This window comes from Shewanella subflava, from assembly GCF_025971955.1.
Taxonomy (GTDB): Bacteria; Pseudomonadota; Gammaproteobacteria; order Enterobacterales; family Shewanellaceae; genus Shewanella; species Shewanella subflava.
In genome coordinates this window covers 253,576-269,328 of the sequence record NZ_JAPDMX010000003.1, presented here as the reverse complement: position 1 = coordinate 269,328, position 15,753 = coordinate 253,576, and the positions used below count along the sequence as shown (strand labels likewise).

At 40.1% G+C, this 15,753-nt stretch carries 11 protein-coding genes; 5 read left to right on the top strand and 6 right to left on the bottom strand.

Annotated features, from left to right (window positions below):
* Positions 1–93: 93 nt before the first annotated feature.
* Positions 94–2,193, bottom strand: a complete 2,100-nt coding sequence (locus tag OHT75_RS03355; protein WP_264725022.1) for a winged helix-turn-helix domain-containing protein — start codon at positions 2,191–2,193, stop codon at positions 94–96.
* Positions 2,194–3,390: 1,197 nt separating this feature from the next.
* On the opposite strand from OHT75_RS03355, the gene OHT75_RS03350 reads away from it, so the two are divergent.
* Entirely contained in the window at positions 3,391–4,065 is a 675-nt protein-coding gene (locus tag OHT75_RS03350) for a hypothetical protein (protein ID WP_264725021.1), read from the top strand.
* A gap of 13 nt (positions 4,066–4,078) precedes the next feature.
* A complete protein-coding gene (locus OHT75_RS03345; protein WP_264725020.1) occupies positions 4,079–5,512 on the top strand; it encodes a hypothetical protein in 1,434 nt (477 codons plus the stop codon).
* A 102-nt stretch (positions 5,513–5,614) separates the two neighbouring features.
* Here the strand turns inward: OHT75_RS03345 and OHT75_RS03340 are convergent, their stop codons facing one another.
* The 3 genes from OHT75_RS03340 to OHT75_RS03330 form a co-directional block, all read right to left on the bottom strand.
* Entirely contained in the window at positions 5,615–5,941 is a 327-nt protein-coding gene (locus OHT75_RS03340) for a hypothetical protein (RefSeq protein WP_264725019.1), read from the bottom strand.
* Between the two features lie 5 nt (positions 5,942–5,946).
* Complete coding sequence (locus tag OHT75_RS03335; RefSeq protein WP_264725018.1) at positions 5,947–7,158, bottom strand: dicarboxylate/amino acid:cation symporter; 1,212 nt, start codon at positions 7,156–7,158, stop codon at positions 5,947–5,949.
* A gap of 351 nt (positions 7,159–7,509) precedes the next feature.
* The gene (locus tag OHT75_RS03330) at positions 7,510–8,460 is read right to left on the bottom strand and encodes a LysR family transcriptional regulator (RefSeq protein ID WP_264725017.1); all 951 of its coding nucleotides are present in this window, start codon (positions 8,458–8,460) and stop codon (positions 7,510–7,512) included.
* An 880-nt stretch (positions 8,461–9,340) separates the two neighbouring features.
* Between OHT75_RS03330 and OHT75_RS03325 the strand changes: the two genes are divergently transcribed.
* Complete coding sequence (locus OHT75_RS03325) at positions 9,341–9,934, top strand: hypothetical protein (RefSeq protein ID WP_264725016.1); 594 nt, start codon at positions 9,341–9,343, stop codon at positions 9,932–9,934.
* A 220-nt stretch (positions 9,935–10,154) separates the two neighbouring features.
* Positions 10,155–12,224: a M13 family metallopeptidase gene (locus OHT75_RS03320; protein ID WP_264725015.1), complete on the top strand. Its 2,070-nt coding sequence runs from the start codon at positions 10,155–10,157 to the stop codon at positions 12,222–12,224.
* Between the two features lie 107 nt (positions 12,225–12,331).
* On the opposite strand, the gene acuI is transcribed toward OHT75_RS03320, so the two are convergent.
* A complete protein-coding gene (gene acuI / locus OHT75_RS03315) occupies positions 12,332–13,312 on the bottom strand; it encodes an acrylyl-CoA reductase (NADPH) (protein ID WP_264725014.1) in 981 nt (326 codons plus the stop codon).
* Between the two features lie 93 nt (positions 13,313–13,405).
* The gene (gene acuR / locus OHT75_RS03310) at positions 13,406–14,047 is read right to left on the bottom strand and encodes an acrylate utilization transcriptional regulator AcuR (RefSeq protein WP_264725013.1); all 642 of its coding nucleotides are present in this window, start codon (positions 14,045–14,047) and stop codon (positions 13,406–13,408) included.
* A 457-nt stretch (positions 14,048–14,504) separates the two neighbouring features.
* Between acuR and OHT75_RS03305 the strand changes: the two genes are divergently transcribed.
* Positions 14,505–15,710 carry an ammonium transporter gene (locus tag OHT75_RS03305; RefSeq protein ID WP_264725012.1) on the top strand — a complete coding sequence of 402 codons (1,206 nt, stop codon included), beginning with the start codon at positions 14,505–14,507 and terminating at the stop codon, positions 15,708–15,710.
* The last annotated feature ends 43 nt before the right edge of the window (positions 15,711–15,753 follow it).

The window sequence follows — 15,753 nt, the reverse complement described above, 5'->3', positions numbered from 1 at the left end:
ACAATCAACCGCAACTCACTTTATACTCAAATTTATATCTATAGATCTCTTCTGGATATCTAAAAAAAATCTAAACCATATTAAAACAATGACTTAATGTTTAACTGGTAATTCATAGCTAGTGACATCCGCTTCATTTGCCACCTTCAATGTCAGCAACAATGACGCCTCATCGGCACTCGAAATACCAAAAAATTTACGGATACTATTGGCAGGAAATGTCATGATGGTTTGCACTTGATGGTCTGCATTAATGCGTTGAATTTTATCTTCAAGCTTGCTGCGTTCGACAAAATACACATAACCATTTTCAAAATAAAAAGACCCAAAATCATACTTTGCTAAACGATCAGTAATTTGAATGCTTTGATTTGTTCTGGCATCAAAACGCCAAATGCCATTGACATTAAATCGCGACATATAAAGAATGTCTGGGGTTTCACCTTCAACCGCATAATTGCCCTGACCAAACTTAATCGGCTCAAGGTGATGATTTAACGAATATCGATAAATAGCACTTTTATCATCTTGAGTTCCTTTGAAATACAATGCTTTACCATCTTTCGACCAACTAATATTTTCAGCAGCAAGCTCACCAATATCAACACTTTCAAATAATTCAGACTCAGTGTTACCAATAAAGAGCGTTTGCTTCTCATCAGCATTTATTGTGACAGCAAATGATAGATCCGTAGGCGAAGTCGCCACTACACCCGCATTACCCATATTTTTGGTCAAATTTTTACTGTTTATCTGATTATTCTTCCAGATTGACCATAAAGATGAGCGATTAGATAGAAACAACACATCCGCTGAGCTTTTTAAATATCGGGCATACATATCACGCGAGGAGGAAGAAATGGTACGGAGGACTTTTTGATCTTGGTAAGCAACCTGAGCAATATATTCTTTTGAAATATGTTCAGTGATATATAAGGTATTCGCGATATCAGAAAAACTGATACTACTGGGTAACCCCTCATGGGTAATGGTTGATACAAGGTTTGCTGCAATATCAATTTCTGAAATCGCCAATCCCCCTGCATCAACATGATTTACATAAAAAACCTTATTTTTCACACTGTAATCAAAATCAACAATAGTGACTTTATTCGCTAATATATCAATGAGTTGGTTTTCATTATTTTGTAGTATTAAACTCATTTGCATTGATGAACTTTTTTCACGAATAAAAGCTACCCCATTATTTGCGTCTAATTGGTGAGGCGCAAAATCTATTTCATTTTTGCCTGGCTGTGTTAAGGGCGTTACTTGTTGGGTAATGAACGAATAAGCAAAAAGTGCGACTCTGTCGTTTAACTGTTTTGCGAAAACCAGTGTGTTTTCGTCTGAAGTTGACCAGCTAAGTACCCGCTTATAGGGCAGGTAAAAACATCCTTCAGCAATTAAACTATCCGTGTTTTGCAGCAAATGTCTGACACGTACCTCACAATCCCCCGATGTAGACAGCCGCACGTAGGCCAGTTTTTCATCTGATGGCGACCAAGTAGGTGATGCTTCTTCATACTCACCAAATGAAATCAGTTTTAACGGTGAGTCAGCATTATTTAAGTCTTTGATGTAAATTTTGCCAAGTAAATCGCCGCTTCGCCACTGCATTGCTAAATAGTTACCATTATTAGAAACCGCAATATGTTCTTCTACCCCTTCAAAATTAGTCACTTTATTTTTTATAGGGGTAATTGAAACTGGCAACTGAGCCGTCTGCTGTTGATGAGACAGTTTAAATTGATAACCTGAAAAACCTAAAAGCAATACAAAAATCAAGCCAAAAGAAATGCCGATCCATTTAGGCAGAATACGAGCAGGTTTGGGTTCTTCTGCGATATTCACTTGTTGACTGGCGACTGAAATGGCACAAATAGGTAAAACGAGTTGATAGCCTAATTTAGGCAAAGTTAGCAGTAGATCATCCTCAATATTGAGGTCCTTAAAGGACTTACGAATAAGCCACACCGAGTTAGTAAACCCTTTTTCACCAACACCTTGGTTTCCATCCCAAATAATATCTATTGCGGTTTGGCGTGAAACAATATGATCTGGACTTTCAATAAATAATTTCAGCAATTCAAATACTTTTGCCGACAACTTTACTGATTGACTACCACAACTTAAGGTCATGATGCTGCAATCTAATGTACATGGCCCTATTTGATACTGAATAACGTCCATCCACCTTCACCTGAAAATTTTATTATTATTTTAGATGCATCTTAAATAAAAATGCTGTAAAGCATAAGCGAACAAATTCGACATAAATTACAATTATCGTAAATCGCTGAAAAATAATACTTTAGACAAGGTAACAGTTTGTATCACTGCTAATCTTCGGTATTTATGCCTCTTAATATAATACCAATCGTAATAAATAACTGTTCATTCTAGCAGATTAAAATACATGATAACGACGTTAGATTTTTCGATTGTAGAATAATAACTTACCGTAAAAATCGTCTTTGTTATCACGCAGTGCTCCTACGCTATTTATGATCACTTATTGACGGTGATGGGTATAAGTCAGCTTACTATGTACCAGCATATTATCATTTAGACTAACACCTAACCTTCACGTTTACACTTATTTAACATTACCCGAAATTTTAATTGCACTGAATACCCCTCCCCTCAAGTTAAAAGATGAACACTCCTTTGCCTTTTGAGTCATCGCTCACACTCAAAAAATCATTTACTTTGCAAGGGGACATATTGTTAGTTTAACTATTCACCTTTACGCAACAGTTTGAGGGTTACAGCCTTTGACTTAGCAAAGTCATTCCATAAAAGGTCATTCCATAAAAGGTCATTCCATAAAAGGTCATTCCACAAATGATTGAGTAAACAACAGTCGACCTGCAAATTCAATCACCATTGACGTCATAAATGGCAAAAAAATGACAGCATAAAACAACTTCAACCTCTTGTAATAATGAGTGATTTTATCGATGTAAATTTATACAGACAGTTTTATGGCGTATCTAACCAGCAAAATGATAACAACTTGTTAAAAAAATTGAACAAATTGTCACAATTGGTTATCTTGTGCCCTGCGAAGGAAGTGTGTCATCAATCTGTTTTATGCCAAACAGTGAAAAGAAACAGATAAAAGTGGTCATGGAAGATGTAAATCTGAGTCACGTTATGCAAATAATAACAATCTGCATTTTGATTATTTCCTCGTACTGAATTACGCGTCAAAGATATATAAAGCCTTTATTTAACGCTTTGTTTCTACAAAATCGAACATCTGGATTTGCTAATGATGTAACACATCACAATGCCATAGCGTCAGCTGCACTTAAATACGAGTTAATAGCGATATAAACAATCAATAAAAGTTTATCGGTCACATATTTGCAAGGGTGAATAATAATGAACCAAGCTAGTCAACCTAGCCAACAAAACACGATTATCGAAGAAATTAAACATCACGTATTAGAAGTAGACTCCCTTCGAAATGGCACTAAGCACGCTGAAGATATTGAATTACCGCTTGATTATATTGCAGCATTAGATGAGATCACGACTATCGATCGTGAAGAAATTGAAGAAATCGCTCGTGATGTCATCGCCAAACATAAAAATATTACCCGTATTCTTCCGCAAAAGAGGCAGAAGACAAAGCAGCGAGATATGAACCAATGGCTAATTAATATCTCGCTGTTATTAATTGTCAGTGTGACCGTTAAAGTGTTATTTCTCGATGATGATAGCCCTAAAGATCCTAATGAAAAATCCTTTGCCACTCGAATAGTCTCAACCGATTTCAATGCATTACAGCAGGATGCAAGCGATATGTTTAGCGATGTGAGCCGCTCAGCCGAGGCATTAATCCCCAGCAAGGATGCCATCCCAGACTTACCTTTTACGTTTGATGATATACAAAACTCTGCGGTAGCGACTTTTTCCTCGATAGTACAATCAACCCAAGAGTTAATTCCAAATGATGCCGTGTCTCCAACCGAGTCCACCGAGGTTTTCGCAGCCCCCCCCCCTAACGGTTTTACAAGACATCGCTATAGAAACGCCAATTTTAGTAACGACTAAAGTGGAAGTTAGCATGCAGCCCGACCCAGTGGTTATTAACAACCCCGTTGAAACAGCTGTAATGCCCCCCCTCAGCTCTGACGATGTATCGAATCAAGTCGCTCAAACAACCACAACAGCGGTCAACGCCAGTCTGCAAACCGAGCAACAAGTATCAGAAATCGCTTTGACATCATCAACAATAGATGCGCCTAAAATCGCTGTAGAAGATTCATCATCGACAACGATACCTGAAACAGGTTTATTAACCGCGCTAAAAGCCGCTTTTTTTCAATTAACAAATATAAAAGCTCAGCCATCAACCAATACTGGCTTGGCTAATCACTCTTTGAACGACATGACTTCAGCGGAACTCATTCCCTCCCTGCCTGTGGACATTGTTGCTACAGAATTGATTATGGCTACTGAAGTTATGAACAAGGCTGATGAAGAGGTTATTGATAGTATTAACGTTGCCAAAGCAGTTGAAAGTATTGATGTTACTGACGAAGACAGCCATAGCATGACAGAGGTAATCTCCCCAGCTAAAGCCTTTGAGTCACCCACAACAGAACAAATTATGGCGCAGGCAAAGCCTCAAGACGAAGAACAACCCCACATCGCTACGGTGGGAAACTATCAGCCCATTTCAACTGCACCGATCGAACCATTGATAAATGAAACACCTGCCACATATCAGCCCTTAGTCACAGCCAATATGCAAGGGTTAACACCAAATGACAAAGCGAACACCGTCTTTGAAACGACGCCCCGAAAAACAACCATTGCTGATAAACCCATTTCGACAGAACCCGAAGAATTAGCCCATGCGCTGGCCATTGATTCTACCGAAAAAATATCGATGGTTATCGAACCAAACACGGCGTTAACGACAGCAACCGCTAATAATGATCGGCCTCAAAGTGGGTCACAAGTATTGCGTGTCGCACTTGAACCTGGTGATACGATTGATGTGGTGACAGAGAAAATTATCGCCGCCCAACAAGCTCCGCAAATCAGTATTCAAGCAAATGACGATGTTTTGCCTGCCCCCACTGAAAATGCTATAACAGATTCTCACTATGATGGCTTAAACCTTAAATTACAGCTCAATTCTATTGTCGATTTATCACAACTGGCCAAAATATCGATTTCAAAATTTTATACTGATCAAGCAAGGCTACCTAAGCCGGCTGACAACTTTGCTTTACCCATTAATGAACTCAAAGCACACCCATTAATTAGTGATATTTTTTTGTCAGAACACAGTGATGTGATTGTCAAACTGGCAAAATATTATGGTCAAGAAGCACAATTGACTTTTACGCCTAACATAACCAGTGATGGCCAATTTATTCATTGGAAGTGTAATGCCAATATTAACCCCGCATTACTCACAGGCCCAGGAGAGTCACCTTGCCCGTTGAGCAAAAGTGCGGCTTTACCTGCTGTAAATTCCAAACTGTAATATCAGCAAGAAAATTAAGCTGGAATAAACTCAATAAACGATAAAGGCATAAGCTGTCGCTTATGCCTTACCAGAATGGACTCCCCAAAAGTGTATTTTCAACTAATGATTTTCCATGCTTTCACATTGATAACCCTGACGCATAGAGTCAAAACGACAGCGTAAGCCACATTGCCATGGTGCTTGATCAAAATTATCCGATAGGCGAGTCGCATACAACTTGCAGGAAGAATAATCCTCAAATCCATCTTCCATTTCATACTTTGCCGATTCGTAACCATTTTTATAAATAAATGCGGTCCAAGTTTCTGGTGAAGTATGTTGATGGCTTTGATTAATGCTGTACACCGCTATCGATGCCATCAATAACAGGACAACCACAAAAATGATTGCCGCTAGGTTATTGCTTTTTTTTGTCTCAGTATTCATAAAGCCTATTGTGCTTGTTTTAAATAATGCTTGCCGTTAAGTCGCTCAATAATTTGTGTCGCGGTTAAATCATGTACCACATTAATCACAGTAGAAGCGGCATCAGTAATCGCACCGAGCACCACCAATATAGGGATGGCCTCCAATGGCAAACCGAGAGTTGTGACAATAAAAATCTCGCCCAAAAATGCCCCGCCGGGTACACCGCCGATGATAAATGCCGACAATACTGAAATCAGCACAGTGATCATAAATATATCAGCGCTAAAATCTAAACCAAGTAAAGAATAAATAAAGACAATTTTTAATGCGGTAATCATTGCCGCACCACCTTTATTCAAATTAACCAACAAAGGTAAACTGATTTCACTGATTTGTTCATTAAGGCCCATTTTATTGGCGCTGCGAATGGTGACAGGTAAAGTGGCTAATGATGAACTCGTGCCTAAAGCCGTGACCGCAGGTTCTAACATATTTTGCCAAAAGCGTTTTACGCCATCAACACCCCCACCCAACCAAGCATAAAAGGTTGAGCCAATGGTTAAATATAATGCCGTTGCCAAGAAGAATAAACCCACTGCGCGGGCAAATGTGCCCATTAATTCTGCATCCTGACTTGCCATTGTGGCAGCAAAATAAGCCCCTAAACCAATGGGGGCTGCATGCATTAAAATCGCGATAATTTTCATAATCACGGTATTCAAGCTATCTAATAAATCTGCAACTTTACGTCCATCCTCACCAGATTGACCTATCGCAATTCCGCTGATCACCGACATAATAATTAACGCTAAAATGTTTGATTTTGATAACAAGCCCACAAAGTCATTGGCGGTCAGTAAACTCACAAAGTCCATCGAACCACCAGCATTATCAATAGTTTCAGCTAATTCCAGCGTGACACCTTGGGCGGGATCGAAAGCTGATGCCAGCAAGATAATGCCGACAGCCGGAATGAGTGCCATCATGATTGATACCGCCATAATCGAAATCAAGATCGCGCCTAATTTTTTTAAATCTGTCATTCTGGCAATAGAAGACATCACACTAACCGCCACCAGTGGCACAATGATCATAAAGAGTAAATTAAGGAAAATCTGCCCGATGGGTTTTAACTCTATGGCAAATTCAGGTAGCCATAATCCTAATGCGCCACCCAGCATCAAAGCCGACAATAATATAATTGATGATTGATAAGCGCGAAGTGTGTTCCACATGACATGTCCAAGGTAGAAGAGAGTATCAAGACTAACTTAAGTGAAATTCGCCCATAGTACAATTGTATTAGTGAACAAGATGATATCGAGGCTATTTGATGGCTAAACTCAACCTACAGTTGAGTAAAAATATCCCCTTAGCGAAAAAGTGCACCTGTAACAGTTTCAAATATCGGCTTTTAAAGTGGCTCTGTTCGTTGTTTAAAATGCGGATAAAAATGGCCTTTCGGGTTAATTCAAAATCCAGCCCTATGTGTGACTTTTGATTTTATCTGTCAATCTGTTTGTCCCTGCTAATGCACTACATCAGATTTAGAACAAACGCTGGTTTCATCTCTAAAGTGCCTGAGGTTATTTGTAACGATTTTTATAATCAGGTACATAATCGACCCAAAAGGGAGGTGTACCTATGTAGCTTTGCACCGCATTGATAAACTCACTCACAAGTTTGGTCGGTTTTCGATGTGGGTAAATAGCATAAATACCAGTATCCACAGTAGATAAGCCATAACCAGTAAGTAGAAGCGTTAACTTAGCCTCACTAATCGGTTTATCTAAATTAAACAAATCAATCATCGCATAGCCTAATCCATCTGTGACAGCCTTGATTAAGGTTCGCATATCACTGACACAATAATTGCTCTGCATTTTATAGGTTTTATAATCATTAAAATCAGGCGGTGCGCTAATCGACATTTGATCTAGGCGAACATTGCCATTGCTATAAACCACGGCGGGTAATAATACTAATTCTTCAGGGGTGGCCGGCATACCGTGTTGGGCAATAAAATCTTCTGATGCAACAATTGCAAAATGGGTTTTGGCTATCTTTTTGGCTATCAAATTAGACTCGGTTAACTTGCCCAACCTGAACGCCACATCAAAGTGCTCAGATATGATATCTACCCGTTTATCGTCTAATAACAAAGCGATGTTAACGTGCGGATATTGCTTCATAAACTGACTGATCACTGGCTGTAAGTATTGCTGCCCAAAAGTAATCGATGAAGTAATACGAATATTGCCTCGAGGTTCAGATTGATGGGCGTCGGCAATATTTTGAATTTGAGTTAAGGTTTCCATCAACACCTTGGTTTGCTCAAAAATATCTTTACCCGCAGAGGTTAATGCAAAGGTACGAGTTGAACGATTAAGCAATTGCACACCTAAATCGGCTTCTAGCTTCTTTATTTGCTTTGACAATAACGAGTTATCCATATCATGCAAGGCTGCAGCTTTACTGAAAGACCCCTGTTGTACCACATCTAAAAACAACCCAAGCCCTTTGGTCAATGTCGACATATATCCCAACCATAAAAAGAAAACCTGTTGCCATTCAACGGGTTTTATTGGTTTATTTCAAGTGAAGCCTGCAATTTACTTCAGGCTAAGTTAATGCACTTTATTTAGCCGCTATATACCTGTCGATAATACGCAACATTAGGTATGAGCTATCACACCATGTTTCAATAGCACATCATGGCGCTCACTCGTGTCGAGCTTATCACCTAAACCGTGTTTGGTATTTTGCTGGCCCATCCATTTGCTACAAAAATGGTTGCCAATGTGGCTACTAATATTGCGCTACCAGTAGGCGGTAATCGCATTTCATTTTAGTGTGTTGTGAGCATTTCTTAACCTTTAAAAGAACAACCTATTGATGTGCAAATACACTGACAAAAAATGTTAACCTTAAATTCACGCGCTATAATCTTATGTGCTAATTGCGATTATCTATAAAGACAAAATAAGTAACAGAGTGTTTATCCGACTTCATTGATAAAATCTCAGTGAATTTAACGATACAACAAGATTGCAACTTAAACTCATGGTCATTATTTCAGTGCTCAGTTGTTTTGCTACACGTCGTGTTATGCAGCCAGTTGTATAGTAATTGAAGTCAACATAGCCACTTTATTGGGCATTAAATATTGAATTAGATCATCAACAGGTTAATTAAAAAACATGATACAACAACAGTATAACAACCAAAAAACAATCACCTTACAAGTCAGTGTTTCGCGCACTCATTTTTGATTATCTTCAATTTTAAGTTTCCACCGGCTAACCATTTCACGTAAAATTTAGTTTAAAATAGTGTGCGTAACAAAGAGACTGAGTCAGTGCAAAACGCTTCACAAAAAACCTAGCCTAACTCGCAAACATTGAATGGTAATAGTGAATGAAGAAACAGCCTGAATATCAACAATCTTATGCTGATGTAGAAGCGGAAACGCTTTCGTTGGCTGAGTTGCTTGATTCTGTTGAAAAATCAGAATCACCTGCCGACGAAGTGTTAAATAAAAATCAAGCAGCAATCGAAAAAGCCAACGATCGCCTAGATTTTATCGTCTATTTAACCATAAAAGGGATCGATATTACCTCCCAAGAAATGATTGCGAAAATTGCCTACAAATTTGACTGTGACCCACATCAGATCATTGAAGATATGCGCACACTAACCAACAAAAATACCTGGAAACAGCATAAAATTCGCTTAAAAGATAAGATTAATCAACAACTGTTACGTAAGTCAGCCTTAACCGCAGCAAGAAAGAATGATATCTCTAATAAAATGCTGCAGTCTTTTTCGTTTACTGCCGAAACCTTACTTAACCTGTCTAGCCAATTTGAATGTCGCCCAGTGCACATAGTCGATGATATTCGTCATTTCAAAAAATTTTCAACTCAAAAACAATTGCTAATCGAGCAGCGCAGTAAAGCACCTATTATCCGTGCGTTTACCCGTTTTGCGCGTTTCAATATTCAATATTAGTGATTCGTTTTGATAAAATAATCTACCTGAATGACACAATGCTTCCCCCTCAATACACACTTGGGTTTGTTTTAATTATCATATTAAGCTCAGATTAATCTGTCCCCTTTAGGCTGTCATTTTAAATTTGCTAACAATTCATTGTTTGACTTTTATACTCATTCTTAGAAGATGAGAGTGAATTTTTAGCCCTAAAAAGCCCGTAAGGAAACAGATAACAATGAAAAAGTCCTTAATTGCCATCGCATTAGCAAGCACTTTTCTTAGTGCATGTGGTACCCCAGAAACCCCTAAAACTGACAGTCCAGTAGTTAACACCACAGCAGTAAAAAAAGCAGAATTAGGTGAGTTTGGTATTGATTTAACCGCCAGAAATGAAGCCGTTAAGCCGGGTGATGATTTCTTTATGTATGCCAGCGGCACATGGTATGACAACTTTGAAATGCCCGCGGATAAGACTCGTTATGGTGCATTTACCGCATTAGCCGAGCGCAGTGAAGAACAAGTCAAAGCCATCATTGATGATATTGTAAGTCGCCAAGATTTAAATGCTGAAGAACAATTAATTGCTGATTTTTACCATGCTTATATGGACACCGACACCATTAATAAACTGGGTGTAACAGCAATTCAACCTACCTTAGATCAAATTAGCGCGATCAAAAATACCGATGATTTAACCAAGGTATTTGGCCAATCTTGGTTAACCAATACCCAATCACCCATTTATGGTGGTATGTGGTTTAATCGCCTTGATCCAAATCAATATGAATTATCTGTGGGAGCTGGTGGATTAGGCTTACCTGATCGTTCTTATTATTTGGAAGACGATGAACGCTTTGTCACTATCCGTAGCGCTTATGTTGACCATATTGCCAAAATGCTAACATTTGCTGGTATCGCTGAGGGTAAGGCACGTGCAGAAGCGATTTTAACACTCGAAACCAAAATTGCTGAGGGTCACTGGCCACGTGAAAAACGTCGCGATCGTGACTTAACTTTAAATCAGATTAAGCGAGCAGATTTAACAACCGCTTATCCTAACTTTAATTGGGATCTTTACTTTGAACAAACAGGGTACAAGGTGCCGCAGCTTAACATGTCACAGCCTGAACCTATTAAGGCAATGATTGCACTAGTGAATGAGCAACCGTTAAATGTATGGCAAGACTATTTAACCTTCCATACTTTAGCGAATAACGCCGATTTATTGTCTGAAGACATTTACAACACTCACTTTGACTTTTATGGTAAAACCTTAAATGGCCAAGAAGAGCCGCGCCCTCGTTGGAAACGTGCTGTAGATGAAATGTCAGCAACCGAATCATTAGGTTTTGCCATAGGCAAGGTCTATGTTGCTCGTTATTTCCCTGAATCATCTAAAGCACAAATGGCTGATTTAGTTGAAAACTTACGAACAGCTTTAGGCCAACGTATCGATGGGTTAACCTGGATGAGCGATGACACCAAAGTCAATGCTCATGCCAAACTGGCTGCATTTACCCCTAAAATTGGCTACCCTGATGTGTGGCAAGAATTTGATGGATTAACCCTATCGAATGAAGATTTAGTAGGCAATATTCACAAATTACGCCAATTCTTCCATGCCGATAGCGTCGCTCAAGAGCTACAAAAAACGGATCGTAATCGTTGGGGTATGACACCGCAGTACGTGAATGCTTATTACAACAGCTCGTTCAATGAAATTGTATTCCCTGCAGCCATATTACAGCCGCCGTTTTTTGATCCCAATGCCGATCCAGCCGTCAACTATGGTGGTATTGGTGCGGTAATTGGTCACGAAATGGGTCATGGGTTTGATGATCAAGGCTCAAAATCTGACGCTAACGGTATTCAACGTAACTGGTGGACCGATACCGATCGCGCGGCGTTTGAAGCTAAAGCGGATCAATTAGCTGCTCAATACAGCCTGTATGAACCCATCAAGGGTAATTTTGTCAATGGCCGCAATAGCCTTGGCGAAAACATTGGGGACGTAGGTGGTATCGCAATGGCTTACCATGCCTACCAATTAAGTTTAAATGGTAAGGAAGCCCCTGTCATTAATGGTCTAACCGGAGACCAACGCTTTTTCTTAGCATGGGCACAAGTTTGGAAAGAAAAGCGTACTGAACAAAGTATGCTAAGCCAACTTAAAGCCGGTACCCACGCACCAGGTCATTATCGTGCGCTTGCGCCTCGTAACCATGATGCTTGGTACAAAGCGTTTGATGTAAAACCTGGTGATAAGTTGTATTTACCCGAAGATGAACGCGTCCGTATTTGGTAATACTGCCGCTTTGTTGATAATGACGAGATGAGTTCATCGTTCAGTCATATACTAGGTTAAAAAACCACATGCCAGTCAGCTAACTGACTGGCATTTTTTCTATCAAACTAGCTCACTTTGACAACAATTCGTCCGCGAATATGACCGGCCATTAAATCATTAGCCCCTTGAATCACCCCTTCAAGTGTCATCTCAGTAGCAATATCATTAAACAATTCAGGATCTATAATGTCAGCAAGGCGCAGCCAGGCGGTTTCACGATCAGCTAGCGGACGCATGACAGAGTCAACTCCCGCCAATGTGACGCCACGTAAAATAAATGGCATCACCGTGGCGGGAAGATCCATGCCTTGGGCTAAACCACAGGCAGCAACGGTGCCACCGTATTTAGTGCTGGCACAAATATTAGCTAAAGTATGACTGCCCACCGAATCCACGGCGCCAGCCCAACGCTCTTTAGCCAATGGGCGACCTGGCTCCGACAATGATTGGCGGTCAATCACTTCTTTGGCTCCCAATTTGTGCAAATAAGCGGCCTCTTCTGCTCGTCCCGTTGAGGCGACGACCTGATATCCTAGCTTAGCCAAAATCGCCACAGCCAAGCTGCCGACACCGCCGTTTGCCCCCGTGACTAAGATGTCACCTTTATCCGGCGCCACGCCATTTTTTTCTAATGCCATAACACATAACATAGCGGTATAACCGGCTGTACCGATAGCCATAGCTTGGCGAGGTGAAAACGCTTTTGGTAACGGGATCAACCAATCACTTTTTAAACGAGCCATTTGTGCCAAACCACCACAATGAACTTCGCCTACCCCAAAGCCATTTAATAATACCCTGTCGCCAACCACAAATTTGTCCGTATCTGAATGAGAAACAACTCCAACCAAATCAATGCCAGGCACCATAGGGAACTGCCTAACTACAGGGCCTTTGCCAGTAATCGCTAAACCATCTTTATAATTTAATGTGCTATAAAGTACATCGACTATCACATCCCCCTCTGGCAATAAGGATTCATCAATCTCTTTTAAAGCGGCACGATAACCTTGCTCATCTTTTTCAATTAAAATACCACGAAACATAAAACCTCCAATTTAGACTGATCGTCTATTTAAATGTAAAAAAATTATTTATCGCCGCTCAATCAACAAAATCCCACTCATTTATCACTGTCTTTATTTATCTTTATTAACTAAACCAGCCATAAAAAAATCATAGTAATCTTGTAAAGGTTGGGCGCTTTTTACCAGTTTTGCACGACTAACAGCACCTTCCCATCCCACCCAAAATAGTTCAGCTAATTGTGCGCAGTTTGCATCAGGATGAATATCACCTTGGGTTTGAGCGGCTTGTAAACAAATGGCTAACCTCGTCTGCCAACTCACAAAAATATCAATTAGTTGTTGTCGATAGCTGTCTGGTAACAAATCGACTTCTTGGCCTAAATTGCCAATCAAACAACCACGTTTAAATTGATAATTTGTCATGCCGCTTTTGGCTTTTTCCACAAATAAACTTAAGCGATTAATCTCTGAAACCGACTCATCCGCCAAGCACTTATCAAGTTGATACATAAAGTAGGAGGCATAGTTTGCAATCACTTCCTGACCAAATGCCTCTTTACTGGCAAAGTAATGGTAGAAAGATCCCTTAGGTACGCCGACCTTTTTTAAAATAAGATCAATTCCCGAACCGGCAAATCCCGTTTCAGTTAGCTGTTCAAGCCCGCTGCGAATTAACGCGGCTTTGGTATCTTGATTATCTCGACTCGCTTTAGGCGGTCTACCACGGCGTGGTTTAGTGTTTATTTCATGCATGGGGCTATATTAGACCGATCGTCTATTTAAAAACAAGCTCGCAATTCAAAAGTGTGAAAAAACACACAAATCGCTGCGTGTCACCTTAAAGGCTGCTTAAGCCAATTTACACGCCTAAAGTGATCAAACCCATTATGCCAACGGGCTTGAGATTGAACTCATAAAGACTCACCTTAAGAGTAAGAATATGCATTGCCGAACTTCAACGCACCATTGCAGTGCACCAACTTACGCCACTTATGCACCAAAATGATACACAGCTAATCATCTTATCCTATTAAAACCATTCAGTTAGCTACATTAGCGCACCAATATTGCTCGCGTAAGTTAAAAATTTAATTAACATTTTCATTGCGTTGCACCAATAACAGCCATCATTTCATTTATCATCAATAAACAGGAATGATTTTTGCTTTTCAAGCCTAAGATTGATTCTCAAACCACATCAGGACTCTTAATGGATAATAATATTAGTGATGCCATTGGCGTGATAGCTCAAAGTGCCGATACCGTGTTTATTTTATTGGGGGCTATTTTGGTACTCGCCATGCACGCTGGTTTCGCATTTTTAGAGGTAGGTACAGTTCGACACAAAAACCAGGTGAATGCGTTAGTGAAAATCATTACTGATTTTGCTTTTTCTGCTGTGGCTTACTTTGTGATTGGGTATCAAATTGCTTATGGCTCACATTTTTTTGTCAGTGCAGAGGCATTAGGCGCAAATCATGGTTATGAGCTAGTGAAGTTTTTCTTCCTGCTCACCTTTGCAGCTGCGATCCCAGCCATCGTATCCGGCGGTATAGCAGAACGTGGCAGCTTTAGACCATTTCTGTTTGCTTCAGCCCTCATAGTGGCATTTGTTTATCCGTTTTTTGAAGGGATCATTTGGAATGGTAACTTTGGTTTTCAAGCATGGTTAGCAAAGACTTTTGGCGCACAATTTCATGACTTCGCTGGCTCAGTAGTTGTGCATGCCATGGGGGGCTGGCTTGCGCTAGTAGCCATTTTATTATTGGGTTCAAGACGTGGGCGTAAACCAGGTATCGCTTTTGCGCCTTCCAATATTCCCTTTCTTGCATTGGGCTCATGGGTGCTGATTGTAGGTTGGTTTGGATTTAACGTCATGTCAGCACAAACATTAGATGGTATCAGCGGCCTTGTGGCAGTTAACAGTCTAATGGCAATGGTTGGCGGCACAATTATCGCTTTAATTGTGGGTAAAAACGACCCAGGTTTTATTCATAACGGGCCTTTAGCTGGGCTGGTAGCGGTTTGCGCAGGCTCTGATTTAATGCACCCTATTGGTGCGTTTATTGTGGGCGGAGTAGCCGGTGGATTGTTTGTGGTGATTTACACTAAATTACAACGCAGTACTAGAGTTGATGATGTATTAGGAGTGTGGCCTTTACATGGACTTTGCGGAGTATGGGGCGGAATTGCAGCGGGTATTTTTGGTCAGACGGCATTTGGTGGTTTAGGTGGTGTCAGTTTCAGTGCACAAGTGATAGGAACCATCGCAGGTATTGTTGTTGCAGTTATCGGCGGCATGTTAGTTTATGGCATCATTAACAAAATTAGCAGCTTACGTTTAAGTCAGGAAGATGAATTTCACGGTGCAGATTTAGCCATTCATAAAATTGGCTCGACCAACTCAGACAAATAATTTCTAGCTATTAATTTGATTAATAATGAAATTTTAAATCACT